We start from the raw sequence: 23335 nt of genomic DNA on the forward strand, positions 1-23335 counted from the left end.
CGGGGTCGTCTGGCGCGTTCGTGCGGGATGAGGGCGGTAGGCCACAGCTGCCCTTGGCTCAGGGTAGTTGAACCGCTCGCCGCTCGGACACGGTGAACCGGGCGGCGGATATCACCTCAACCCGGTCCGGGGCGATGTTGGTGTAGCCGCGCCGCGTGCCGCAGACGGCCCCGTAGTCGGCGAAGATCTCAACGATGCCGCGGTCGTAGACGATGCGGAGATCGGTGGCCGACCCACACCTGGCCTGGTAGCGGATCTTCCCGTCATCCCCAGCCAGTCGAACCGCAAGGCGACCGCCCGATACCGATAGCTCGAAGCAGAGGGCGCCGCTCTCCGTCGCGACGATGCTGGTGCCGTCGAGGTTGCCATCCAGGCGGAGCTCGAACGGCGCGTCCCGCAGCAGGACGCTCCCATCCGGCTCCTGGGCCAGGGGATGAGCCTGCCAGGCGCTATCCAGCTCGGTCACCGGGTGCATGCACAGCCGCCCGGAGCCATCGAGGCTGAGTTCGCGCGGCAGCGACATCTCGCCCGAATAGGGCGAGCCGGCAGGCTTGCGGGATTCCCAGTTGAACAGCCAGGCCAAGGCGATCTGTCGGCCCTCGGCCTCAAAACTCTGCATGGCGTAAAAGTCGGTGCCGAAGTCGAGGACCTGCAAGTCGTCGGCATCAGGCACGAAACGATCGCCCTTGAACTCACCAACCCGGGCGAACAACAGGTTATGACGGCCAGTCGCCGGTTCGGTATAGCCGACAAAGCCCATGACCATCACCCACTTGCCATTTAGCGGGAAGAAGTCGGGGCACTCGACCGCCCGGGCGCCGTTTTCCCGGTAGTGCGCCGGCGCCCGATAGAGCGGGCCCAGATAGGTCCAGTCGCTGAGGTTGTCCGAACCATAGAGCAGCACGGCGGGGTCGCCGTAGAGCGCCGCACCCAGCACCATGCGGTAGGCGCCTGCCGCCTCGTCCCACCAGACCTTGGGGTCGCGGAAATCGTGCTCGACGCCATCGGGGCGCAGTGTAAGCACCGTCTCGGAGCCGGTGGCGTGCAGCACATCCCGCCCCGGCCGGGCCAGCTTCTGCACCTCGCGATAGCCCTGGAACAGGTCATAGGCCGGCAGGCGCTCGGTATAGAAGAATATGCGGCTGCCGTCGCGGTCGGCAAATGCCGAGCCGGAAAAGGCGCCGCCGCTGGCTCCGAGCCGCCAGAGGTTCTGCTCGGGGTGGAGGAACACCGGCAGGTGGGTCCAGTTGAACAGGTCGGTGCTGACCGCGTGCCCCCAGTGCATCGGGCCCCACTCGGTGCTTGCAGGGTGAAACTGGTAGAACAGGTGCCAGGTCTCGCCGATCTTGCAGAGGCCGTTCGGATCGTTCATCCACTGGCGGGGTGGCGAGAAATGCATTGCCGGCCGCGCCGGATCGGACCGCATCGAGGCACCGATCTCAGCCTTGGTGCTGAGCGTCAGCCCGGCGTCGTCGAACTCCCAGAGGGTGATGCCGGCCTCGGCGACATCAGCCGGATCGTAGCCATAAGCCCAGAGGATCGCCTCGGGCCTCTGCCATTCGACGGTGACGCTGCCGGCCTCGCGGTGCTGGTAACCGAAGAAATCCACGTGACCGGAGAATGCCGGGACCTGCCACAGCACGGCATCGGCCTCAGAAATGCGGATCGACCCCGGCCCGCGCGCCCAGAATTCGAGCCGGTAGCCGGCAGGGAGGCTGAGGGAGGATTTCAACTGTCGATCCGAGAGCTGTCTTGCGCTCGGGCCTGCCCCGGCACGGGCGTGCCGCGAAAGGCGTTCACCGACTTATCGATCAGCACCTCAATGTCGCTGCCGGAATCGAGGATGGTGTTCCCGGTGGAGGCCGGTTCGACCTGCACGGCGACCACCTCGAGGGCCGTCAGGTTCCCGGTTGAGAGAATGGCCTCGACCTGCGTCGCAAAGCAGTCGCTGTTGGGCGCGTCGTTGGCCGTGGCCCGCTCGGTCGTCGCCACGATGTGGTTGTTGGCGACATAGTTGCCGGTGCCCGAGACGATGCGGATAATCACCGGTTTCTCGTTGGCGGGCTTCAGGAACCGGGTGTCGATCGAGGCCGAGATATGGTTGGCGATGACCGAATTGTTGTCGCCGCTCAGATGCAGCAGGCCGAACTGGTCATCCAGCCCATTGTCGTAGCGGGTCATCGGGGCCCAGGGCTCGTGATCGCGCAGCAAGTGATTTGAGGCAATGAGGTTCTCGGAGCAATTGCCGGAGAGGACGAGCATGCCGGGGTAGAATGAGTGCAGCCGGTTGCCGGTAATGGACGAGCGGACGACTCCCGAGAACGCGATGCTGCTCCGCCCGCGGGGGAAGACGTTGTTGCCGGAGACCAGCAGGCCACCGAAATTCTCGGCGTAGATCGAGTGTCCGTTGTAGCCCGCGCCGATCAGGTTGTTGGAGATTTTCGAGGCCTGCCCCATGCCCCTGAGCTCGATGCAGTTGCCGCATTCGGCGATGAAGTTGTTGTCGATGGTCGAGGCGTCAGCATGATGGGAGACGACGCCATGCTCCAGGTAGACCAGCCCCATGCCGGTGATGCGAAACGAGTCACTGGCGCTGGCGATGTGAATGCCGGTCTTGCCGTTGCGGTAGGAATTCTCCGCGTCGCCGTTCGAGGCGTCGGTGAAATGCAGGCCATCAATGCAGAAATCGGCAAACTCGACCGAACTGATGCGAGGATTGCCGGCGCGCTGCACCAGGAATGCCGCACCGGCAGCTCCGTCGCCGGCCGGCCCGACGAGATCGACGAGGACGCGGCTGCCGCCGGGCCAGACTTCGTGCCACTGCTCCAGCTCACGCATCGGCGTGTTGAAACGGATGCTGGACGAGGTGAAGCCGTGCCCCGATCCGACGATCCGCAGAAAGCTGATGTCGATGCGGACTTGCGTGCGCAGCCGGAAATCGCCGGGCGGGATGTAGATCACTGCACCGGGCTTGCCACCGTCGTTGACATCGGGCGCCGCCTGCCGCCGCTTGATATCGGCGATGATGCTGTTGATCACCGCTCCGATATCGTCGTGCGGATTGCCGGCTGGCCACTCGGTAACGCTGTAGACGTTAGCGCTGGGCCCGCCATGGCCCCTGCTGAGCTTGTCGAGTTCGATGCTTGCCACGGGACTAGCCTTTCACGGCGCCGAAGGTCAGCCCGCCGACAATCTGCTTTTGCAGGACGAGGGTGACGAGGATGACGGGGAGGGAATAGAGGACGGCGGCGGCGGTCATCGGCCCCCAGGCGAGGCCATAGACGGAGTTGAACTCCGCGATGACGATCGGCGCCGTCTTGCTGCTCTCGGAGGTCAGCAGCAGAGCGTAGAGAAACTCGTTCCAGCTGGCGATGAAGCTGAACAGCGCGGTGATGGCGAGGCCGCTCGGCATCACCGGCAGGACGATGTGCCAGAAGGCGCCAAAACGGGTGCAGCCATCCACCCGGGCCGCTTCCTCCAGCTCCTTCGGCACGCCTTCGAAGAAGGCCGCCATCAGCAGCATGGCAAGGGGAACAGCGGTGGAGGTGTGAGCGAGGACGAGACCGATGGTGGTGTCCAGCAAGCCCAGCGTCTTCATGATCTGGAACAGCGGCACGCCCAGCGACACCGCCGGCACCATGCGGGTGATCAGCGCAAACAGCATGAAGAGCATGGTGAGCCGCCGGCGGTAGAGCGCCGAGACATAGGCGGCGGGAACCGCGATGAGCAACGACAGCAGCGTCGTCAGCACCGCGACGATGGCGGAGTTCAGGAACGCTTCCGGCAGCCCGACGGTCCCGATGACGCTGGTGAAATTCTCGAGGGACAGCCGCTGCGGGAGGAAGGATGGCGGGATCTGCTGGACGTCGACCGCCGGCTTCAGCGCCGTCGAGACGAGGTAGAGGTAGGGCAGCGCATAGGACAGCACCAGCAGCAGCGCCACCGCATGGATGATGAGCTTGCCGAGATCATAGGGGGCGCGATCAGCCACGGTCGGCTCTCCAGATCTTCCAGTAGGCGAGGCCGGCGATACCGATCATCACCAGCAGAAACAGCGTCGCGGTGGCCGAGGCCTGGCCGAGATCGCCATAGCGCACCATCCGCTGATAGATGTTCATCGACAGCACCTCGCTCTGCTGGCGCGGCCCGCCCTGGGTCTGGATCCAGATCAGATCGAAGGTCTTGAGGGCATCGATGCCGCGGACCACCACAACCACCGCCAGCACCGGGCGCAGCATCGGCAGGGTGATGTACCAGAACCGGTTGATGGCGTTGGTGCCGTCGATCCGCGCCGCCTCGAGCACATCGCGCGGGATGTTCATCAGGCCGGCATAGCTGACCAGCGCGACAAACGAGGTGGTCAGCCAGATATCGGCGGCCGCCACCGAGTAGATCACGATGTCGGTGTCGGACAGCCACTTGATGGCGCCGGGGTCAGGGATGATGCCGAGTGCGGCGAGCCCGTAGTTGAGGATGCCGATATTGCCGACGAGGAGAAATCGCCACAGCAGGCCGGCGACGATCGGCGAGATCATCAGCGGCAGGGCGAAAATGGTGCGGTGCCAATGCGAATGCCTGGCGATCGCGGCAAACAGCAGTGCCGCGCCGAGGCCGAACACCAGCTCGGAGAACAGCGCGAAGGCCGAGTATTTGAGCGTCCTCGTGGCGGATTCGAGAATCCGTCTGGACGTCAGCGCCTCGACATAGTTCGCCAACCCCACGAAGACGCGGCTCGCTGGATCGATCAGTTTGACGTCGAAGAACGAATTGTAGACCAGCAGCGCCACCGGATAGACCACAAGGAGCCCCAGGAACAGCATGGCCGGCATCAGCATAAGCAGCACGAACCTGCGTTCGGTCATGCTCCCTCCCCGTTGATCAACTGGGACCAAGGCAGATCGCCGCCTCGGTCCCGCAAGCTGCTGGAGTTTATTGGCCGAGGATGTCGCGCGCGGTGGCTGCCGCATCCTGCAGCAGTTGCGCGACATTGTCCTCGCATTCGAGGGCGCCCTGGAAGGCGGGCATCACGGCTTCATCGACCAGTTCCTGGTAGTGCTCGTTGATCGGCCGGCCCTTGCTTGCCGGCGCCGAAAGCGTCGCCAGCAGCGGCCCGAAATGCTCGTAACCGGGCTTGTCGGTGTAGCTGGCATAGGCCGAGTTGGTGGCAGCGAGCCCGAGTGGCGCTTCAATGCCCAGCGCGTTGTGGGCGATGGCAAAAGCGATGAACTGCCGCGCCGCGTCCTTATGCTGGGAGGTCGATGGAATGACGTTATACCAGGGGCCGGGGATGCCGGCGACGCCGGCCGAACCACCGATCATCGGCGCGACGCCGACCTTGCCGGCGATCTTGCTGTCTTCCGGCGTCATCTTGTAGGCGTGGGCCCAGAACTTCATCATGGCGATCTGGCCCTGGTAGAACAGGTTCTGCGCCTCGCCCCAGTTGATTTCGAGCGCATTGTCGGGCGCTGATTTGTCTTCGCAGAGCGGCGCCCGGTAATTCTGAAGCGCGTCGATATGGGCCTGGTTGTCGAGGATGACCTGACCCGCGTCATCGAGGATCACCCCCGGCGAGCCGGCCTGCAGCACCTCGGCCATCCACTCTTCGGAGGTCGCGCCGATCACGTCGGTGCCGAACATGCCGTCCTTGGTGAAGAACTTGGCCATGTCGCGCCACTGCTGCCAGTTGGCCGGTGGAACGAGGTCGTAGCCATACTGCGCTTTGAAGGCCGCCTGGTTGGCTGGGTCTTCCCACAGGTCCTTCCTATAGAAGACGATCTCGGCGTTGGCCCAGGCGGGCATGGCGATCAGCTTGCCGCCGACAGTGGCGTCGGCGAGCAGGGCCGGCGGAATGTCGGCCTTCACGGCATCGGTGAACAGGTCGCTCAGATCCTCGACATGCGAGGCGAAGGCGGCGTTCCAGACCACGTCGATGGTCGCCACGTCGTAATTCGAGGTCCCCGAAGCGATCTCGGCGGTCAGCTTGTCGAACACCCCCTGATAGGGCACCTCGACGAAGTTGACCTCAATGCCGGTTTCCTTGGTGAAGGCATCGGCAGCAGCCTGCTGCAGCGAATGGCCGCCACCTTCAACCAGTACGGTGATGGCTTCGGCCTGCGCCGCGGAAGTTGCGAGGCAAAGCGCGGCGAGCGCGCTGAATAGCGTCTTGTTCATGTCCCCTCCTCAATTTCGGCTCACGGACAACGACCCGGAGCAGCCGGACCATATTCGGCGATGTCGACGTCGTCAATTGAAATGACATCGTCGACATCGCGAATGTCGACGTTGTCGGTTGCGGCTCACTTGCCGCGCCGTTAGAGTTGCCGGTGGTTGTGGGGGAGAACGAATGGTCAGCATCAAGGATGTCGCTCGGGTGGCCGGCGTCTCGGACAAGACCGTGTCCCGCGTGGTCAACGGCGAGCCGAACGTCACCGCCGACACGATCGAGAAGGTGCAGCTGGCAATTGCCGATCTCGGCTACATCCCGAACCTCGCGGCGCGCAGCATCCGCTCGAACCGCACCAACATCATCGGCATCATCACCGACTTCATTTCGACGACGCCGTACTCGGGCGATATCGTCCGAGGCGTGCAGGATTGGGCCGGCGCCAATGGCCGCACGGTGCTGCTTGCCAACACCGATGGCGACCAGGCGCGGGAAGCCAATGTCTGGCGCACCTTCAAGGCGCACCGCATCGACGGCGTGCTCTATGTCGCGATGTATCACCGTGTCGTGGTGCCGGCGGCAGGCGAGGTGTCGATCCCGACCGTGCTGGTCAACTCGCATCCCGAAGACGGCTATGTCTATCCATCGATCGAGCCGGATGATTTCGGCGGGTCCTATGCCCTCACGGAGCACCTGATCGCGCTTGGACATCGCCGCATCGGCTACATCCGGCTGAACCCCCTGCTGCTGGGCGCCAATCAGCGACTCGATGCCTTCCTTGCTGCGGCACAGGCAGCTGGCATCGCTGAAAGCGATCTGGTCATCCGGCTGGGCATGGAGGGGCCGGTCGGTCGCGAGACCAACTACGTCTATCGGGAGGCCCTCGATATCCTGTCGATGCCCGATCGCCCGACGGCGCTGGTCTGCGGCAATGATGAGATGGCGCTGCAGGCCTATCTGGCCGCGCTATCGCTCGGCCTGCGCATCCCCGATGACCTCACCATTGTCGGCTTTGACGATTTCCGCACGGTGTCGCTCGGCCTCAAACCGGAGCTGACCACGGTGGCCCTACCCTATTACGACCTGGGCTGGCAGGGGGCCGACATGCTGGATCAGCTGGTGCACGACAAGGGCAGCGAAACCGAACGGCGGATCCTCAAATGCCTGGTGGTGGCGCGGCGATCCAGCGCCCAGGCCAGCGAGATGCAGATCGCTGACGCGGCAGGCACTGGTGGTTGAGCACAGCATCGGCTGACCGAGTCTGGCTTTCTCGAACCCTTGCCTCCCCCGGTCTTCTGCAAAGCGCCGATGGCGGCATTCACATAACCTGCTGAGGTTGCGTCAGTTGCAATTTGGCCCAGAGCGGACCTCCTCGTCCAGCCAAGGAGCCGCGAGTTACGTCGGTTTGAGCCAATGTGCCCGTTCATCCGTCAAGGGTGCTGCTGCGACGTACAACCAACCGAGGCTGCAGTAGAATCTGTTCGGTTTCGATCCGCCCCTCGAACCTTTCGACGAGCAACCTCGCAGCATGCGTGCCGATCTGCTCGCCCGACTGATCGACACTCGTCAGGCTGTTTTGATCGAGTGCGCAGTAGACGGTGTTGTCGTGGCCGACGATGGCCAGGTCCTCCGGAACGCGAAGCCCATTTGACCGCGCGTGGCTGATCGCTTCGAAGGCCACGGCATCGCACCAGCAGAAGAGGGCCTGTGGCCGGCTCTCGAGCAGCTTCTCCATGCCGCCATATATCCCTCTTGGGGTCTGTTCGGTGCGGGCGATATTGATGTAGGCGGAGAGCCCCTGAGCCTCCATCTCGTGCCGGTAGCCACTTTCGCGCATCCGCATCGCTGTGGGATGTTCAAGGCTCAGCATGGCGATGCGCTCGGCGCCCTGCTTTGCCAGATGCTGCACGACCAATCGTCCGCTTTGCTCGTCATTGTTGTTTACGGTGTCGAAGGTGGTCTCGACGAGAGGCCGATTGCCGATGGCGACAGCTGGAATACGGCTGCCGAGGTCGGTGAGCTGTTCGGGGGACAGGCTGCTCGAAACGAGTATGAGCCCATCCATCTGCATGTCGATCATCGCCTGGGTGAGGTCGCGCTCGTTTGATTGGGAGGCGATGCCTTGCACCGCCTGGTAGGGGGTGCGCTCGAATCCCGCACTGATGCCGGCAAAGATGTCGGCGAGGAAGGGATTGCGCATATCGGGAAAGACCACGCCGACGACGAATGAGCGTCCGCGCAACCCGCGGGCGGCGGTGTTGGGGGTGTAGCCGAGTTTCTTTATCGACGCGTTCACCCGCTCGCGAAGCGACTCGCTCACCCCATAGGCGTTGCGCAACACCTTCGAGACGGCTGCGAACGAAACGCCGGCATCTGCGGCTACCTGCAGGATAGTGACGCGCTTCGGCTTTCCGTTGGTTTGGCCAGGCCGATTTCGCTCGATTTTGTTCATGTCACGCTCCCTTCAGCTGTCGATAGCAGAACTGTTGGATTCTCGGCAAACGGCGAGGTTCCGCTGCCGATGCCGCCTTATCCTTCACCCGCAAGTCCACTCCCTTCCGTAGAAACAGCCCGTTGTATTGTCGTTCGAACGACGTTACACGACCCCGATGTGCAACCTTGCACGTTTTTTCATTTGAGCGTTGGGAGGTCGGAATTGATCAAAGGGGCTAAAGGCGTTGAGGCCATCGGTTGGGCAGCCAAGATGATCCGCCCCCTGGCCGATGGTGGTGAAGGCGCCCCGGCCAGCCAGATCACCCGAGAGTTCCATGTCGCCCGGCTCAACGGGAACGAGGTACTCCGGATATCGGCCCTCGGGCTCTATCGGGCATTCATCAACGGCCGGCGGGTCGGCGAGGACGTACTGACGCCCGGCTGGACGAACTATGACGCAAGGCTCTCCTATCAGGTCTACGACGTGGCCGGCCTGCTCAAGCAGGGCGCCAATACCATTACGATTTGGATCGGCGATGGTTGGTACCGATCGCCGCTGATGTGGATCGAGGAGCGGCGGAAGAACATCTGGGGCACCAGGGTTTCCGCAATCGCCGAGATCAGAGGCGGGGCAGATCTGGCCGATATCGTGGTGTGTACGGATGAGCAGTGGGGGAGCGGCGAAACACCCGTCCGCAAGTCGCAGATCTATTTCGGCGAGATCTTCGACGCGACCCTGGCCCCGGAAACGCAAGAGGGCGTCGAGGTTGTCGATTTCGATCCTCGCAAGCTCATTGCCCATGAATGCGATCCGGTGCGCGAGCTTCAGCCGCTCGTTCCGGTGAAGCAGTGGCAAGACAGCGAGGGCCGCACCCTTTACGATTTCGGACAGAACACCGCGGGATACGTTCGGCTCAGCCTCGCGGCCGAGGGGCCGTCGGAGGTTCTCATCGAGCACGCCGAAGTGCTCGACAAGCACGGGCAGTTCTACAACGGCAACTACCGCAGCGCCGAAGCCATTATCAAGCTGCACCTCGACGAGCGTGGGCTCGCAGACTATAGCCCGTACTTCACCTATCAGGGCTTCCGCTACGCCCGCGTCACCATCAGCGGGAGCGCGCGTGTCAGGCGCATCCACTCCGTGCCGATCTCGTCCGTCCCCGAGGCGACTGCCTCGTTCTCGAGCGGCAACCAGCTGGTGAACCGCTTTTTTGAGAACGCTATCTGGTCGCACCGCTCGAATTTCATCGATGTGCCGACCGACTGCCCGCAGCGCGACGAGCGGCTTGGCTTCAGTGGCGACGCACAGGTGTTCGCCGGCACCGCCTGCTATCTCGCGGACAGCCACGACTTCCTGGTCAAGTATGTCCGCGAGCTGATGGTCGACCAGGCGCCGGACGGGGCCATCTCGCATACGTCCCCGCATATTGTGCGCGTGAAGCCGGGCAAGCGCATGCAGTACGGCTCGACCGGGTGGGGCGACGCTATCACTGTCATTCCGTGGCGGCTCTACCTGCAATATGGCGACAAAGACATCCTGGCCGAAGCGCTGCCGGCGATGCTCAAGTGGATCGATTTCGTCTGGTCGTTGACCAAGGACGGGATCGTGCGTCCGCCTGCGACGCCTGGAGCGCGCGGCTTCTGCCTTGGCGACTGGCTTCAGCCCAAAGGCCCTAGTTCCAAGCCGCTGCCGACGATTGGCGACGATGCGGCCGCAACGCTCTACCTCTTTATCAGCCTCGGAATCGCAGTCCGAGCCGCCGAGCTCGTCGGAGAACCAGAGATCGCCCGGCGGCTGTCGAAGCTGCGTTCGGAAGTCGAGACTGCTTTCCGCAACGAGTTTGTCACCCCCTCCGGCCGACTCGCCTACGACGACCAGACGTCCTACGCGCTGGCACTGCTCCATGGCCTGGTCCCGAGCGACAAGCTGGCCGCGGCGACGAGATACTTCAGGAGCGCCATCATGCGGACGGGAGGCAGGCTCGGAACCGGCTTCATCGGGACACCGGCTTTGCTTCCGGCCTTGGTAAAGGTCGGTGAGGGGGCCCTGGCCGGTGAGGTGTTCCTGCAGGAGGATGTCCCCGGCTGGCTCTATCAGGTGCGGATGGGGGCAACGACCGTGTGGGAGCGCTGGGATGCCATCCAAGCCGACGGCACGATCTACAATCCGCAGATGAACTCGTTCAACCACTACGCGTTTGGGGCCGTGTGCGAGTGGCTGTTGGAAGGCGTCGCAGGCTTCCGGCCTGACGAGCATGCGCCGGGCTTTGAAAGCGTCATCTTCTCGCCAACTGTCGTGGATGGATTGTCCCCGGTCGCGGCCCACTACGACTCGATACGGGGCCGGATTTCGGCGTCCTGGACGCTGACGGGTGACAAGGTTCGCTACGAGTTCGTCGTGCCCGCAGGAGCGCGGGGCACGCTGCGCCTCTCTCCGGACTATCGGGACGCCGAGCTCGACGGGGCGCCAATCATGGTTGGCGCTCACCCGATCGTCGGGCCGGGTCGGCACGTCGCCGTGTTCAAATACGCTACACCGGCCAAGCAATTGGTTCATGACTCCCCGCTTGCGGCGAACATGCCCTGAGATTGCGCACGTGCAACGTTGAATGTGCAACCTTGCACACAGACAGTTTGTGGGTTAAGTCAGACAGGTATGCGCTCGTTAAGAAGCGCGGGGTGGAGCAGGGAAAGGTGCGGCGGTGCGCCTCCAGCAGACAGTGACTGCGACCAACCCGGCGAACGAGGGCACGAGGAGATAACGGAGGATTTGAATGGCTAAACTATCGATCCGCAACGTGCTGGCGGGCGCCAGTCTGTTTGCGATGGCGCTGATTGCAGGGGGCGCCAATGCGCAGCAGGTGACCCTATCGCTGCTCGTCGACAACTCGCCTGAAGTGCTGACGCGGTTCGAGGCTCTCGTAGCGGGTTTTGAAGCTGCGAACCCCGATGTCAACATCGAGATCGAAACGAGGCCCGGCGGCGAGGAAGGGGGCAACCTCGTAAAGACCCGTCTTGCAACGGGTACGATCACGGACCTTTTTACCTACAACTCGGGTTCGCTGCTCAGGGCACTCAATCCCGGGCAATTCATGGCCGATCTCAGCAACGAGCCATGGCAGGCAGATGTGCAGGAGACGTTCAAGCGCGTAGTCTCGACACCGGAGGGCGCCATCGTAGGGGCGCCATTCAGCACCGCTTCTGCCGGCGGCATCCTTTACAACAAGCCCGTCTATGAGCGGCTTGGTCTCTCCATTCCCAAAACCTGGGACGAGTTCCTCGCGAACAATGAGGCAATTCTCAAAGACGGCAAGGTCGCCCCGATTATCCAGACCTACAAGGACAGTTGGACGAGCCAGATACTGATCCTCGCCGACTTCTACAATGTCCAGGCGGCCGAGCCCGATTTCGCGACGCTCTACACCGAGGGCAAGGCGAAATTCGCGACCGACGCGGCAGCGCTTCGCAGCTTCCAGAAGCTGCAGCAGGTGTATGAGGCCGGCCTGTTCAACAAGGATTTCGCCTCGGCCGGCTACCAGGACGGCATTCGCATGCTGGCAACTGGAGAGGGCGCGCACTACCCAATCATCAGCGGTGCGCTGCGGGCGATGGGAGCAACCTATCCGGATCAGCTGAAGGATATCGGCTACTTCCCGGTGCCGAGCGATGACGCGTCCAAGAATGGCCTCACGGCCTGGATGCCGCAGGCGCTCTATGTGTCGAAGAACACGCCCAATCTCGATGCTGCCAAGAAGTTCCTGGCTTTCGTTGTAAGTCCCGAAGGCTGCGAGATTCTCAAGAGCACCGGCGGCGGCACGGGTCCCTTCCTGGTCAAGGGTTGCGTGCTCGAGGGTGCGGCGCCCGCCGTCTCCGACATGCTTCCCTTCTGGGACAGCGGTAACAACTCTCCGGCCCTGGAGTTCCTCTCGCCCATCAAGGGCCCGGCGCTCGAGCAGATCACCGTCTCGGTCGGTTCCGGCATCATGACGGCCGAAGAGGGTGCCAAGCTTTATGACGAAGACGTCCGCAAGCAGGCCCAGCAGCTCGGCCTCGCCGGCTGGTAATCTCGCCCAATTGCAGCTCCGGAGCAGTCCGGAGTTGCTCCTCGTGAAGCAGTTGGTGACGATGAGTGATTTGTCGATGACGGGGCTTGCGACGCAGCGTTCGACGCCCAGGCCGCGGTTCAAATCCGGTGGGCTGTACCCCTATTGGTTCTATGCCCCGGCGGCGGCCATCTACGTGGTGCTGTTCCTGTTGCCGACCGCGTCGTCCTTCTATTTCAGCCTGATGCGGTGGTCGCTGTTCGACGCCACCTTCATCGGCCTCGACAATTTCGCGCAGTTCCTGCGCGAGCCGTTCCTGCTGCAGGGCCTTGTCAACACGCTGACCTTCGCTGCGATCAGTGCTAGCCTCAAGGTAGTGCTCGGGCTCGGCTGCGCGGTGCTGCTGACCTCGCAGATCATCGCTCGCGGCTACCTCAGGGCGGTGATCTTCTTTCCAGTGGTCGTCTCCACCGTCGGCGTCGGCATCACCTTCACGGTGCTCATGCATCCCACTGAGGGCGCCATCAACCAGGCCCTTGCGGCTATCGGCATCGTGGGCCCCGATTGGCTGACCAACCCGCGCCTTGCCCTCATCTCCGTCGCGTTGGTCGATGTGTGGAAGGGTGTCGGCATGGCGACAGTGATCTACATCGCGGGGATCGTGTCGATTCCCAAGGACTATTTCGAGGCCGCCCGCATCGACGGTGCCTCCAAGCTGCAGAACTTCCTCTACGTGACGCTGCCGCTCTGCCGTCCCGCCACTGTGACGATCGTCACGCTCAGTCTGATCGGAGGTCTCAGGACCTTCGAGCTCGTGTGGACCATGACGCGTGGCGGCCCCGGCTTTTCATCCGACGTCATCGCCTCGGTGATCTACAAGCAGTACCAGTCGGGCTTCTACGGTCTCTCGACCGCCGGAAACGTGGTGCTGTTCCTGTTCATCGTGCTGCTCGTCGTCCCGTTGACGGCCTACTTCAACCGGCGGGAGGGCCACGAATGAAGCTGATCAAGGACTACTGGCTGGGCGTGCTCGCCATCATCGTTACGGCAGTGGTGTTCCTCGTGCCCTTCGCCTTCATCGTGCTGATGGCGTTCAAGGACCAGCAGCAATCGGCCCTTCTCGATTTCTCGTGGCCGCAGGTGAACAACCTGTGGGCGAACATTGTCGAGGTCGCTTCGACCCGCAACTGGATGCTGATCACCGCCTTCGTCAACTCGACAATCCTCACCGTCTCAGGTGTGACACTACTCGTGATCTTCTCGGCAATGGTCGGCTTCGTCCTGTCGCGCCGCCGGAGCCGCTTCAACCGCCTCGTCGAGTTCCTAATCCTCGCCGGGCTGATGATCCCGCCGGCGGTCGTGCCGACCATCTGGGTCCTGCAGGGGCTCGGCCTCTTCGGCAAGCTGCACGGCCTCATCCTGATCGAGGTTGCCTATCACCTCTCGTTCTGCGTGCTGCTCTACAAGGCCTTTATCGCCACGATCCCACGCGAGCTCGACGAGGCCGCGATCATCGACGGCGCGCGGCCGCTCGATGTCTTCTTCCGGGTGATCCTGCCGCTGCTCTGGCCGGTGACGGTGACGATCATCGTCGTGCAGACCGTCACGATCTTCAACGACTTCACCAACCCGCTGTACTACCTGCCGGGCAACCAGTTCGCGACCGTGCAGCTGACGCTCTACAACTTCCAGAGCCAGTTCGAGACGTCGTACAACCTGCTGTTCACAAACATCCTGTTGATCACCATCCCGCCGCTCGTCGTCTTCCTCTTCTTTAATCGGCAGATCATCGCAGGCATGACCGCAGGCGCCGTGAAAGGGTAGGGTTGCGAACGAGGCGAAATCTATCGCGGATCGGTCGAGATCAGCGGCGACTGCTTGCATTGCGCGTGGGCTCGTCGTTAGGCACGATGGGGCTCGTGGCGGACAATCGGGAGCGACTGCTTCTGGCGCAGAGAGCAGCGCGGTTGAACTTCTGACGTTTCATGGTGATAGCTCGCCACCTCGCCCGCCGCGTCGCTCGCAAGAGCGGCTGCCAGGCTTGCCGCCGTCCCAGGGAGAGCACGGAATTCCAGTACATGTTCGGCGATCTCCTGGCCTTTGGTGGCCAGACCGACATGAACCGCAAACTTCTCTTCAGGCTCTCGCTCACCGGCACGGCTGCCGTCCTGTTGTTGCTGGCGCTGGCCTACTGGTGGCGAGGCATTGGTACACGAGGTGGCAGGCACGCTCATGTTCGCGCTGCCGCTCGGGCACAACCTGATCAACCGCCGGTGGTAGGGGATGCTTACTCTTCCGAGGCCACCGCTTCGCACTGAGCTGCGGCATGGCTCCGGGAACAACAGCCTCCAGCGATCTAAGACGGAAGAATCTTTCAGTCTTTTGGCTTTTGGTGTCGAAGACGCCCCGGGCCGATGGAATAGTGGAAAGATACGACGCACCCCGGACCAAAGTTCGGAAGCACCTTTCTCGCCGCTGTGGCTATGATTCAGCATCGATTTTGCAGTTGCGGGTGCCTGCCGAAACTGCGGATCGAATGAAACAGTCATGGGTACGAGAGGAGTCTCCAATGGTTGACACGTCGCATGCCAACTCCGTGAAGAATGTGGTTCTTGTGCATGGCGCATTCGCCGATGGTTCGGGCTGGCGCAGGGTCCACGATGACCTGACGCAGCGCGGGTTTTCTGTGACCATCGTGCAGAACCCGCTGACCTCGCTTGCAGACGACGTCGCCGCAACCACACGGGCACTCGACCGACAGGATGGTCCGGTGATCCTGGTCGGCCATTCCTGGGGTGGAACAGTCATCACGGAAGCGGGCGTCCACCCGCGCGTGGTGGGCCTCGTCTACGTCTCGGCCCTTGCCCCGGACAAGGGCCAGACAACCAGTGACCAGTATGTCGGTTTCGCCGGAACCCCCAACTTCGTGATCGATGTGCAGAGTGACGGCTTCGGCTATCTCAACCCCGAGAAGTTCAAGGCCGGCTTCGCACATGACCTCAGCGATGAGGAAGCCGCCTTCCTGCGCGACTCGCAGGTGCCCATCAACATGTCGGTGTTCGGAACGGCCCTCGCCAACGCCGCCTGGCGGACCAGGCCCAGCTGGGCTGTGATCGCGACCGAAGACCAGTCCTTTGATCAGGCGATGCTCGTTCACATGGCTGAACGCGCCGGCGCTCAGATCACCAGGGTTTCGGCCAGTCACGCGCTCTACATTTCCCAGGCGAGCGTGGTCGCGGACGCCATCCAGGCTGCCGCGCAGGGCTCGGCTCACTGAAGAGCGCGGGCGCAGGTCTGAAGGGTTGCCGGCATCGGTCCTCGACGCCGGCAACCGCTGAGCTGCCTCAGCTCTTGGCAGCGATGAACTTCGCCAGCGTCTGGTATTCCTTGCAGCTCGTGTTGCCGCAGAGCTTTTCGAGGGTCGCCAGCTGCTTGTTGGCTTTCGCCAGCTGGCCGATCTCGACATAGAGCTCGCCCAGATACTCATTGGCGCCCTTGTGCCGAGGGTCGAGCTTCAGCGCCTTGAGATAGAAGCCCTGGGCATTCTTGTAGTCGCCGCTTTTACGCAGCGAGTAGCCGAGCAGGTTGTTGGCCTCAGCGCTACGCGGGTCGGCGCGGACGATCTGCTTCAGCATGGTGGCGGCCGATTTCCACTTCTGGGCCCGGATCAAGGCTCGCGCGTCGTTGAGCGATGGCCCGCTCACTTCGCTGCGCGAGCCGGAATCGGAGCTGCTGCTGTAGCCGCCACCACCCCCACCACCGCCGCCGCCATCCACGGCGAGCACCGGTGCCGCCGCCAGCACACCGGCAACGAGCGTCAACACGGTCAGAGTCTTCGTGAGCAATTTCAATGGCATCTGGGTCTCCCTTTGGCCATGCTCCCCCTAGCCGCCGCAACGGGTGGCTGATGGGACAACACCGGGGACCCGGGTTTATTCCGCTCCTGGGTATTCCCTTGGGAGCTCGTGGCTGAGCAGCCCCATGATCAGGTCATCGCGCCAGGCGCCATCGAGGAGCACCGTCTCGCGTTCCCTGCCCTCGACCTGAAAGCCGCATTTCTCGTAGCAGCGGATGGCCCGTATATTGTTGGCGAGAACGCGCAGCGAAACGCGGTGCAGGCCGAGCTCGTCAAAGCCATATTCGAGCACCCGGCGCACCGCCTCGGTGCCGAGGCCGCGCCCCTGATCCTGTTGCCGCAGCAGGCCGATGGCGAGCGAGGCGCGCTTGTCGACCAGGTCCACCCGGTCGAGCCGAACCGAGCCGAGCAGCGACGCGGCCTCGATGATCCAGGCATGGGGATGCTCGATGAGAGCGCCAACCCAACGCTCAGCTTCCTTACGGCCGAAGGCCGCGCCGTTCGGCTCCACACCATAGAGCCTCAGGTTCTCGTCGGGCTCGGCGCCGAGGGCGTAGCGTTCCTCAACGTCTGTGGCGGTCGCAGGCCGCATTATCAGGTGCTGCGAAACGAGGATGGGCGGCATCTGGCTCCCCAGGCAAGCCGCCCTGTTTAACCGTTCTCAGGACACCCGGCGATAGCCGCCGCGCACGCCGTCGGGGCTCAGCACCAGTTGCCAGAGGTGAATGTTGCGGGCCCGGAACATGGCGGCAAACACCTGCAGGTAGAAGCGCCACATGCGCCAGAAGCGGTCGCCGTACTTGTCACGCAGACTGGGCCAGGCGGCGTCGAAATTGGCCCACCAGGCCATCAGCGTCCTGTCGTAGTCGGCGCCGAAATTGTGCCAGTCCTCCATCACGAACAGCCGCTCGCTGGCGGCGGCGATCTGCTTGATCGAAGGCAGCATGCCGTTGGGGAAGATGTACTTTTCGGTCCACGGATCGCCGTGGGTGGAGGTGAAGTTGTTGCCGATGGTGTGCAGCAGGAACAGCCCGTCGGGCTTCAGCAGCGCGCGGACCTTGCTGAAATAGGCCTCGTAGTTCTTGTAGCCGACATGCTCGAACATACCGATCGAGATCACCCGATCGAACTGGCCCTCGAGTGCCATGTAATCCATCAGCCGGGTCTCGATCGGCAGGCTGCCCTTGCTCGCCTCGGCGAAGGCTGCCTGTTCCTTCGAAATGGTGATGCCGACGCCTTCGACGCCGTAGCGCTCGGCGGCGAACTTCAAAAACCCACCCCAGCCAGAACCGATATCGAGGATCTTCATCCCCGGCTCGAGCCCGACCTTCCTGCAGATCAGGTCGAGCTTGGCCTCCTGCGCCGCGTCGAGCGTCGTCGCCTCGGCCCAGTAGCCGCACGAATAGATCATCCGCTTGTCGAGCATGGCGGCATAAAGGTCGTTGCCGATGTCGTAGTGCCGCTCGCCCACCTCGGTGACGTGGGCGCGCTGCAGGTTGAGCAGCTTGCCGCGCACGAAGCTCAGCGCCAGCCCGATATCGGGCTTCAGATGCGCATAGATGTCGTACTCGAGCAGCTTGTAGATGAACTGGTCGAGCGCATCGGTGTCGAACCAGCCATCCATATAGGCTTCGCCGAAGCCGAGCGTGCCGTGGCTGATGGCGCGGCCCCACAATCGGTCGTCATGCACGGTGACATCGAAGGGCCGGCTGCCGCCGAGTTCGATACCTGCGTCTTTGAGGATGGAGGTGAAATAGGACTTTGGCCCGGCGCTCATCGCGGAACCTCGATAGTTATGATCCTAACGAAATTCTAACGCCACTCCAGCTGCCGGGCAAGCCCCGGCAACGCCATGCTGCCATTCGCTATTCTGGGTTGTCAGCGTGAAAACGCCTCGAACGGATTGCTGACGGTGAGTTGCCGGATCACCGCCTCATCGATCCCCCCGGTGCGCAGCAGCGGCAGCATCACGTCGCTCAAATGGGTGTAGGGGGTCGGGGTGCCGCCGCCGGGGATCGCCGGATCGTACCAGCCGCGGTCGTGGCTGAGCAGCAGCTGCGAGCCGAGGTCGGCATCGAGGGCGCGGAGGATCAGTTCGCTCACCGCGGCATCGGGGGCCCGGCCGACATGGTCGTACTCGATCCAGGCGCCGCGCTGCGCTACGGCGATGTTGAGGCCGAAATCCTTCTCTTCCTGGGTATGGATCGAGATGAAGCGGTCGGCGCGATAGCCCTCGGCCTCGATGATATCGAGCTGGTCCATCACTACCCGGCCCTTGATGGTATGGCTGCCGATCACCGCGCCGGCGCGTTGCGCCGCCCGCGCCGCGGCCCGGAGGATCTTGGCCTCGAGGGGCGTGATGCCGTCATCGCCGGCCGAAATCTTGATCCAGGCGGCTTTGACCCCGGTATCGCCGACCCCCTCGGCGAGATCGCGATACATCTGCGCCTCGAGTTCGGCCTCGCTGGCATCGCGCACCCAGTCGGGGATCCACGGTTCGCGGTAATTGCCGGTGGGGACGACGATCGGCAAGCCGGTGGCGCGGCTGACGGCGAGATCGATATCGACGCGGAGGCCGACGCCGCCGGTCGAGCATTCGACCAGCGCGGTGATGCCGCGCGCCTTGATCGCCTCGATCTCGGGGCTCATCACCCGCACCACGTCCTGAGGGTCGGCCTCGGCATAGCCGGGCTGATCGGGGGTGCGCAGATCGACGAAGACGTGCTCGTGCGGCAGGATCATGCCGAGCTCATCGGCCCGCTTCGGCCCGAGCGTGGTGTGCAGCAGTTTCATGGATGTCTCCTCGGGCCGAACATCCCCGAGTTCGGCGCCAAAGGCAAACCTCCCAAAGCGCTTCAGGAAAAGTTGCAGACTTTTCCGGTTCGAAGCGCGTCAAGTTAAGGACTTCGGCTCGTCGGCCTCGCCGGGCACGAACTTCAAGAGGTCACCCGGCTCGCATTTGAGGTAGATGCAGATCGCTTCCAGCGTATCGAAGCGCATGCCCTTCACCTTGCCCTGGCGCAGCAGCGACAGGTTGGCCTCGGTGATGCCGACGAACTCCGCCAGATCCTTGGACTTGATGCCGCGCTCGGCCAGTAGCACGGCGAGATTGACCTTGATCGGCATCAGATGAACTGCGCGTTTTCTTCGGCGATGGCGGCGGCCTCGGCCAGCGCCCAGCCGACCAGCGTCAGCACGGCGCCGACCAGCAGCATCAGCAGCATGTCGGAGCTCACCGAAATGGCCAGCTGCTTCTGCCCCGCCGGCGCGTTCCAGCTCAGCACCATGCTCAGCAGCGCCCCCGACACCAGTTTCAGCACCGTGCAGGCAAACACCCCAATGGCGAAATCCCGCATCCCGGTCGCGGCGACCAGCCCGAACGGCCGGCCCTGCCGGAAGGCTTCGAGCGCCGAGGCCAGCCGCAGCAACCCCCAGCTGAGCGGCAGCACCGGCAGCAGGGCCAATGCCGTCGCGAGCAGGCGCTGGCCCAACCCGAACTCGGTGAGCCAGGCGGCCGGCACCAGCGCGGCGCCAGCCAGTGTCTCTGCCGGCGCAAAGCCCCAATAGGTCAGCCCGGCCAGCGGCAGTGCCACCGCAATGACCAAAGCGGCGACGCGCGTCACCTGGCTCAGGGTGGCAATCCGCTGGCGGCGGGCGGCGTCGGAAGCGGCTGGTCGGGCGGTCGTCATCGATGGCTCCTCGGGATCGGCATGCAAATCCTACAGCAAGAAATTATCGTTGCACAATAAGAAATCGCCGTGTAACAAGCTCGCCGTTCGCTTTTCAACAGGAGCCTCGCATGTCTCATATCCGCTTATCCCTCCTCGCCCTGCTGCTCGTCGCGACCGCTGCACCGGCGCTTGCCGCCACCGCCAGCACCTCGAAAGGGCAGATCTCCGTCGCGCAGGTGATGCAGATGCTTGATCGCGCCGGCAGCGACCAGCATGCCGGGCAGCTGCTGCAGGCGTATCTGGGCGGAGTCGGCGAGTCGGCCGGCGTGCTGCTCAACGCCACCGATGCCAAGGGCAAGCCGTATGTCAGCTGTTCGAAGCCGATGGCGCTCAATGCCGGGCTGGTGCGCGACGTGCTGGCCAATGGCGCGCCCAACGCCAAGAGCTGGGGCGAAACCGCGGCGACGCCGCTGCTGGTCAACGCCTTGGTCAGCATGGCCGACTGCCGCTGAAAACGTGGCGAGGCGGCAGTCGCCTGCCGCCTCGCCGTTCTCTCGCTCGGACGCCTCAGCCCCAGCTGCGCAGCCCGAGCAGCTTCTCGCCCAGTTCGGTGAGCGTGGCGGTTTCGGCGTGCTTTTTCTCCCACTCGCGCGGGTCGCCGGGGAAGGCGTCACGCTGGGGGTGGTCCAGTTCGCGCCACAGCCGTACCCGCTCGGCCCGCTCGAGTACGTCGTCCTCGTTGGCCGGGAACATCGAGATGTACTGCGCCATGCGCACGCGGTTGCCCGAGTTGATCGAGTGGTTGGGCCTGACGCCGTGCGCCAAGAGGGTATTGAAGATCATCAGGTCGCCCGGCTCCATCTCGATATTGGTGATCGTGAGGCCGGTAGTATCGGGATGCATCGGATCGCGGTCGGCCGGCTGGGTCTTCACCCAGGTGTCGAAATCGTAGAACAGCTCCGGAATGCACTGAAAACCGCCGATGTCGCCGTCCTGCTTGACGAGGCTCAGCACGCCCTGCACGCCGATCGGCAGCGGGTCGAGCGAGGTATCGCTGTCCCAGTGGATGAAGCCGTTCTGGTTGGGACCCGGCACCTGTTTGGGCGGGTTGAGGTTGGCGCGGTCGATCGACACCCACAGCTCCTCGATATCCCAGATATCGACGAAGGCATCGTAGACCCGCTGCTGCTGGCGGTTATCCCACAGGTACTGGTGGTTGTAGATCTCCACCATGCCGGTGCCGTTGAGCTCGGTCATGATGTGGTCGCGCCGTTGCGGCGTGTACCAGGTCGCGGGATCGTTGGGGTCCTTCTCCTCAAATTCCCAGAGCAAGGCCTTGAGCCGCTCGACATGCGCCGCGTCGACTGCGTTGCGAACAATCACGTAGCCGCGTTCCTGCCAGTGCTTGAAATCCGCTTCGCTCAGCACCCTAAGCGGCAGGGTCTTGTTGATGTCCTTGAGCTGCGTCGTGACCTTCTGCGTGGTGGGATGCGAATCCCGCTTGATCCCAGCCGCCATGCCTTGCGGTGCCATGCCCTGAGCCATCGACATCATAATCCTCCATCTGATGCTCCCCTCGGGGATTGCTTCGATGCGAGGAGGCTAAGCCGGTAGAGGCGGCCGATGTTGCCGCGCTTCGGCGAATTCTGATACTATTCTGGCGTTGATGGAACCACGATGGCGCGATGAAGCCGCTTCTTGAGAAGGTGATGCCGCCGGATGACGCCTCCTGGGCCTGGCTCGATCGTCGGCTCGAGGATGCCATCCCGTTCCAGTGGCACCACCACCCGGAATTCGAGCTGACGCTGACGCTCAACTCGGTGGGCCAGCGCTTTATCGGCGATCACATCGGCGACTATGACGACGGCGACCTGGTGCTGATCGGCCCCAACCTGCCGCACACCTGGGCCAGCCGCGACAAGCGCAACCCCGCCGCACCGCACGTGGCGCGAGTGATGTGGTTCCATCCGAATTGGGCCGCCGGGCTCACCGCGTTGCTGGCCGAATTGCGTGGGGTCGCCGAGTTGCTGGCGCGGGCGCAACGCGGCCTTCGCTTTTCGGATGGAGCGGCGGCGGCGGTGCGGCCACTGATCGACGAGCTGTTCGCCCGTCCTGCCGCCGACCGGCTCTCGGTGCTAATCGATATCCTGCGCCGGCTGGCCGATGACGGCGACGCCACGCCGCTGGCCAGCCCGATCGCTGCGGTGCCACAGCACTCCGCCGATCGCACCCGGATTGATCGCGTTCTCGATGTCATCCATCAGCGCTACACGGAACCACTGGCGATCGGCGAACTGGCTGACGTCGCGGCGCTCTCAGCCTCGGGCCTCCATCGGATGTTCGTGCGCCATGTGCGCAGCCCCGTATCGGTCTACATCACCCGCCTCAGGCTCGGGGAAGCCTGTGCTTTGCTCTCGGCTACGACACGGCCGATAGCCCACGTCGCTTCCGACGTGGGCTATGACTCGCTTGCCAATTTCAACCGCCAGTTCAAGGCGATGAAGCAGATGACGCCGCGCCAGTACCGGCAGAGATTCGCGGCCGGCCGCCGCTAGAGCCCGGTCGGCTTGACCGAGCAGGGCGCGCCAGCCTTGGCCGCCGCGTTGAGCACGTCAGCAACGCGCACATCCGCACCGGCCTGAAGGCCGCGCTTGAGCTGAACATAGCCCTGGGCGCCATGTTGCTTGACGCTCCAGCGCAGCTTGGTGCCGGCCGGAACATCGATGGTGCCGACATTGGCGACCAGCAGATCGGCGCCACCGACGCGACAATCGAGGGCGAGACTGCCGTTCCGTACCGCCAACCGCAGCTTTGCGCCGCGAAGCACGGCGTCGTTGAGGCCGGCCTCGGGGTTGGTGAGGACCGCCCGGTTGATATGATCTTCGGTCGTCGGCATCACCGCTTCGTTGAGGCTGTCCTGCGGCGAGGGACTGATTTCGCTATTGAGGCCACCGATCGGATCGTAGGCCGAAGCAACGCCGGTGCCGAGCAACAGCGTGGTGATCGCCGCGAGGGCGATACAGTTCATCTTATGCATTGGGATTTCCCTTAGAGCGGCAGGGGTTGCCGCCTCGTTGGGCGCCGTATCGCTGCCGCGGCTTGAACCCGGATTGAGCAGCATGTTCAGGCGAAGTTCACAGGCTGAGGTCCCGGCGACGACCGGGACCTC

At 63.6% G+C, this 23335-nt stretch carries 23 protein-coding genes; 9 read left to right on the forward strand and 14 right to left on the reverse strand.

Annotation, left to right across the window (positions count from 1 at the left end; translation table 11 throughout):
- Positions 1-58: 58 nt before the first annotated feature.
- From ASC68_RS02210 to ASC68_RS02230, 5 genes are all read right to left on the reverse strand, one after another.
- On the reverse strand, positions 59-1732 hold the full coding sequence (locus ASC68_RS02210; protein WP_055874086.1) for a glycoside hydrolase family 32 protein: 1674 nt from the start codon (positions 1730-1732) through the stop codon (positions 59-61).
- Complete coding sequence (locus tag ASC68_RS02215; protein ID WP_197421065.1) at positions 1729-3141, reverse strand: NosD domain-containing protein; 1413 nt, start codon at positions 3139-3141, stop codon at positions 1729-1731. The genes ASC68_RS02210 and ASC68_RS02215 overlap by 4 nt, the downstream gene beginning before the upstream one ends.
- 13 nt (positions 3142-3154) lie before the next feature.
- Positions 3155-3991 (reverse strand): carbohydrate ABC transporter permease, encoded by an 837-nt coding sequence (locus ASC68_RS02220; RefSeq protein ID WP_055874093.1) that lies wholly within the window; start codon positions 3989-3991, stop codon positions 3155-3157.
- Complete coding sequence (locus tag ASC68_RS02225) at positions 3984-4862, reverse strand: sugar ABC transporter permease (RefSeq protein WP_055874097.1); 879 nt, start codon at positions 4860-4862, stop codon at positions 3984-3986. Before ASC68_RS02225 ends, ASC68_RS02220 begins: the two co-directional genes overlap by 8 nt.
- Before the next feature lie 67 nt (positions 4863-4929).
- Complete coding sequence (locus ASC68_RS02230; RefSeq protein WP_055874100.1) at positions 4930-6171, reverse strand: sugar ABC transporter substrate-binding protein; 1242 nt, start codon at positions 6169-6171, stop codon at positions 4930-4932.
- 172 nt (positions 6172-6343) lie between these two features.
- On the opposite strand from ASC68_RS02230, the gene ASC68_RS02235 reads away from it, so the two are divergent.
- Positions 6344-7402, forward strand: a complete 1059-nt coding sequence (locus ASC68_RS02235) for a LacI family DNA-binding transcriptional regulator (RefSeq protein WP_055874103.1) — start codon at positions 6344-6346, stop codon at positions 7400-7402.
- Positions 7403-7586: 184 nt separating this feature from the next.
- Here the strand turns inward: ASC68_RS02235 and ASC68_RS02240 are convergent, their stop codons facing one another.
- Positions 7587-8615, reverse strand: a complete 1029-nt coding sequence (locus ASC68_RS02240; protein WP_055874107.1) for a LacI family DNA-binding transcriptional regulator — start codon at positions 8613-8615, stop codon at positions 7587-7589.
- A 204-nt stretch (positions 8616-8819) separates the two neighbouring features.
- Here ASC68_RS02240 and ASC68_RS02245 point away from each other — a divergent pair, with 204 nt between their 5' ends.
- From ASC68_RS02245 to ASC68_RS02270, 6 genes are all read left to right on the forward strand, one after another.
- Positions 8820-11183, forward strand: a complete 2364-nt coding sequence (locus ASC68_RS02245) for a family 78 glycoside hydrolase catalytic domain (protein ID WP_349236234.1) — start codon at positions 8820-8822, stop codon at positions 11181-11183.
- 187 nt (positions 11184-11370) lie between these two features.
- Positions 11371-12660: an extracellular solute-binding protein gene (locus ASC68_RS02250; protein WP_055874110.1), complete on the forward strand. Its 1290-nt coding sequence runs from the start codon at positions 11371-11373 to the stop codon at positions 12658-12660.
- Between the two features lie 76 nt (positions 12661-12736).
- Positions 12737-13639, forward strand: a complete 903-nt coding sequence (locus tag ASC68_RS02255) for a sugar ABC transporter permease (RefSeq protein ID WP_055875924.1) — start codon at positions 12737-12739, stop codon at positions 13637-13639.
- Positions 13636-14463, forward strand: a complete 828-nt coding sequence (locus tag ASC68_RS02260) for a carbohydrate ABC transporter permease (protein ID WP_055874113.1) — start codon at positions 13636-13638, stop codon at positions 14461-14463. Before ASC68_RS02255 ends, ASC68_RS02260 begins: the two co-directional genes overlap by 4 nt.
- A gap of 254 nt (positions 14464-14717) precedes the next feature.
- Positions 14718-14957 (forward strand): hypothetical protein, encoded by a 240-nt coding sequence (locus ASC68_RS02265; RefSeq protein WP_156387216.1) that lies wholly within the window; start codon positions 14718-14720, stop codon positions 14955-14957.
- A gap of 218 nt (positions 14958-15175) precedes the next feature.
- Complete coding sequence (locus ASC68_RS02270) at positions 15176-15916, forward strand: alpha/beta hydrolase (RefSeq protein WP_055874120.1); 741 nt, start codon at positions 15176-15178, stop codon at positions 15914-15916.
- A gap of 67 nt (positions 15917-15983) precedes the next feature.
- On the opposite strand, the gene ASC68_RS02275 is transcribed toward ASC68_RS02270, so the two are convergent.
- The 6 genes from ASC68_RS02275 to ASC68_RS02300 all read right to left on the reverse strand — a co-directional run bounded on the left by ASC68_RS02275 (position 15984) and on the right by ASC68_RS02300 (position 20184).
- A complete protein-coding gene (locus ASC68_RS02275) occupies positions 15984-16496 on the reverse strand; it encodes a tetratricopeptide repeat protein (protein ID WP_055874123.1) in 513 nt (170 codons plus the stop codon).
- Between the two features lie 75 nt (positions 16497-16571).
- Positions 16572-17087, reverse strand: a complete 516-nt coding sequence (locus tag ASC68_RS02280; RefSeq protein ID WP_248310473.1) for a GNAT family protein — start codon at positions 17085-17087, stop codon at positions 16572-16574.
- A 69-nt stretch (positions 17088-17156) separates the two neighbouring features.
- Positions 17157-18272: a cyclopropane fatty acyl phospholipid synthase gene (gene cfa, locus ASC68_RS02285; RefSeq protein ID WP_055874128.1), complete on the reverse strand. Its 1116-nt coding sequence runs from the start codon at positions 18270-18272 to the stop codon at positions 17157-17159.
- Between the two features lie 101 nt (positions 18273-18373).
- Positions 18374-19288 (reverse strand): esterase, encoded by a 915-nt coding sequence (locus tag ASC68_RS02290; RefSeq protein WP_055874132.1) that lies wholly within the window; start codon positions 19286-19288, stop codon positions 18374-18376.
- A gap of 99 nt (positions 19289-19387) precedes the next feature.
- The gene (locus tag ASC68_RS02295) at positions 19388-19621 is read right to left on the reverse strand and encodes a helix-turn-helix transcriptional regulator (protein WP_055874135.1); all 234 of its coding nucleotides are present in this window, start codon (positions 19619-19621) and stop codon (positions 19388-19390) included.
- Positions 19621-20184, reverse strand: a complete 564-nt coding sequence (locus tag ASC68_RS02300; protein ID WP_055874137.1) for a hypothetical protein — start codon at positions 20182-20184, stop codon at positions 19621-19623. The genes ASC68_RS02295 and ASC68_RS02300 overlap by 1 nt, the downstream gene beginning before the upstream one ends.
- A 110-nt stretch (positions 20185-20294) precedes the next feature.
- On the opposite strand from ASC68_RS02300, the gene ASC68_RS02305 reads away from it, so the two are divergent.
- Positions 20295-20678 carry a hypothetical protein gene (locus ASC68_RS02305; protein ID WP_055874140.1) on the forward strand — a complete coding sequence of 128 codons (384 nt, stop codon included), beginning with the start codon at positions 20295-20297 and terminating at the stop codon, positions 20676-20678.
- A 55-nt stretch (positions 20679-20733) separates the two neighbouring features.
- Here ASC68_RS02305 and ASC68_RS02310 read toward each other — a convergent pair whose 3' ends face one another.
- Complete coding sequence (locus tag ASC68_RS02310; RefSeq protein WP_055875927.1) at positions 20734-21684, reverse strand: phytanoyl-CoA dioxygenase family protein; 951 nt, start codon at positions 21682-21684, stop codon at positions 20734-20736.
- A 167-nt stretch (positions 21685-21851) separates the two neighbouring features.
- Between ASC68_RS02310 and ASC68_RS02315 the strand changes: the two genes are divergently transcribed.
- On the forward strand, positions 21852-22721 hold the full coding sequence (locus tag ASC68_RS02315; RefSeq protein WP_055874144.1) for an AraC family transcriptional regulator: 870 nt from the start codon (positions 21852-21854) through the stop codon (positions 22719-22721).
- Here the strand turns inward: ASC68_RS02315 and ASC68_RS02320 are convergent.
- Complete coding sequence (locus ASC68_RS02320; protein ID WP_055874147.1) at positions 22718-23203, reverse strand: hypothetical protein; 486 nt, start codon at positions 23201-23203, stop codon at positions 22718-22720. The genes ASC68_RS02315 and ASC68_RS02320 overlap by 4 nt on opposite strands.
- Positions 23204-23335: the final 132 nt, after the last annotated feature.

The organism is Devosia sp. Root105 (assembly GCF_001424865.1).
Taxonomy (GTDB): domain Bacteria; phylum Pseudomonadota; class Alphaproteobacteria; order Rhizobiales; family Devosiaceae; genus Devosia_A.

Coding starts and splice junctions, on each gene's coding strand:
- ASC68_RS02225 (WP_055874097.1), bottom strand. CDS start 4,862: ATGACCGAACGCAGGTTCGTGCTGCTTATGCTGATGCCGGCCATGCTG.
- ASC68_RS02230 (WP_055874100.1), bottom strand. CDS start 6,171: ATGAACAAGACGCTATTCAGCGCGCTCGCCGCGCTTTGCCTCGCAACT.
- ASC68_RS02235 (WP_055874103.1), top strand. CDS start 6,344: ATGGTCAGCATCAAGGATGTCGCTCGGGTGGCCGGCGTCTCGGACAAG.
- ASC68_RS02240 (WP_055874107.1), bottom strand. CDS start 8,615: ATGAACAAAATCGAGCGAAATCGGCCTGGCCAAACCAACGGAAAGCCG.
- ASC68_RS02250 (WP_055874110.1), top strand. CDS start 11,371: ATGGCTAAACTATCGATCCGCAACGTGCTGGCGGGCGCCAGTCTGTTT.
- ASC68_RS02255 (WP_055875924.1), top strand. CDS start 12,737: ATGACGGGGCTTGCGACGCAGCGTTCGACGCCCAGGCCGCGGTTCAAA.
- ASC68_RS02260 (WP_055874113.1), top strand. CDS start 13,636: ATGAAGCTGATCAAGGACTACTGGCTGGGCGTGCTCGCCATCATCGTT.
- ASC68_RS02265 (WP_156387216.1), top strand. CDS start 14,718: ATGTTCGGCGATCTCCTGGCCTTTGGTGGCCAGACCGACATGAACCGC.
- ASC68_RS02270 (WP_055874120.1), top strand. CDS start 15,176: ATGAAACAGTCATGGGTACGAGAGGAGTCTCCAATGGTTGACACGTCG.
- ASC68_RS02275 (WP_055874123.1), bottom strand. CDS start 16,496: ATGCCATTGAAATTGCTCACGAAGACTCTGACCGTGTTGACGCTCGTT.
- ASC68_RS02280 (WP_248310473.1), bottom strand. CDS start 17,087: ATGCGGCCTGCGACCGCCACAGACGTTGAGGAACGCTACGCCCTCGGC.
- cfa (WP_055874128.1), bottom strand. CDS start 18,272: ATGAGCGCCGGGCCAAAGTCCTATTTCACCTCCATCCTCAAAGACGCA.
- ASC68_RS02290 (WP_055874132.1), bottom strand. CDS start 19,288: ATGAAACTGCTGCACACCACGCTCGGGCCGAAGCGGGCCGATGAGCTC.
- ASC68_RS02295 (WP_055874135.1), bottom strand. CDS start 19,621: ATGCCGATCAAGGTCAATCTCGCCGTGCTACTGGCCGAGCGCGGCATC.
- ASC68_RS02300 (WP_055874137.1), bottom strand. CDS start 20,184: ATGACGACCGCCCGACCAGCCGCTTCCGACGCCGCCCGCCGCCAGCGG.
- ASC68_RS02305 (WP_055874140.1), top strand. CDS start 20,295: ATGTCTCATATCCGCTTATCCCTCCTCGCCCTGCTGCTCGTCGCGACC.
- ASC68_RS02310 (WP_055875927.1), bottom strand. CDS start 21,684: ATGGCGGCTGGGATCAAGCGGGATTCGCATCCCACCACGCAGAAGGTC.
- ASC68_RS02315 (WP_055874144.1), top strand. CDS start 21,852: ATGAAGCCGCTTCTTGAGAAGGTGATGCCGCCGGATGACGCCTCCTGG.
- ASC68_RS02320 (WP_055874147.1), bottom strand. CDS start 23,203: ATGCATAAGATGAACTGTATCGCCCTCGCGGCGATCACCACGCTGTTG.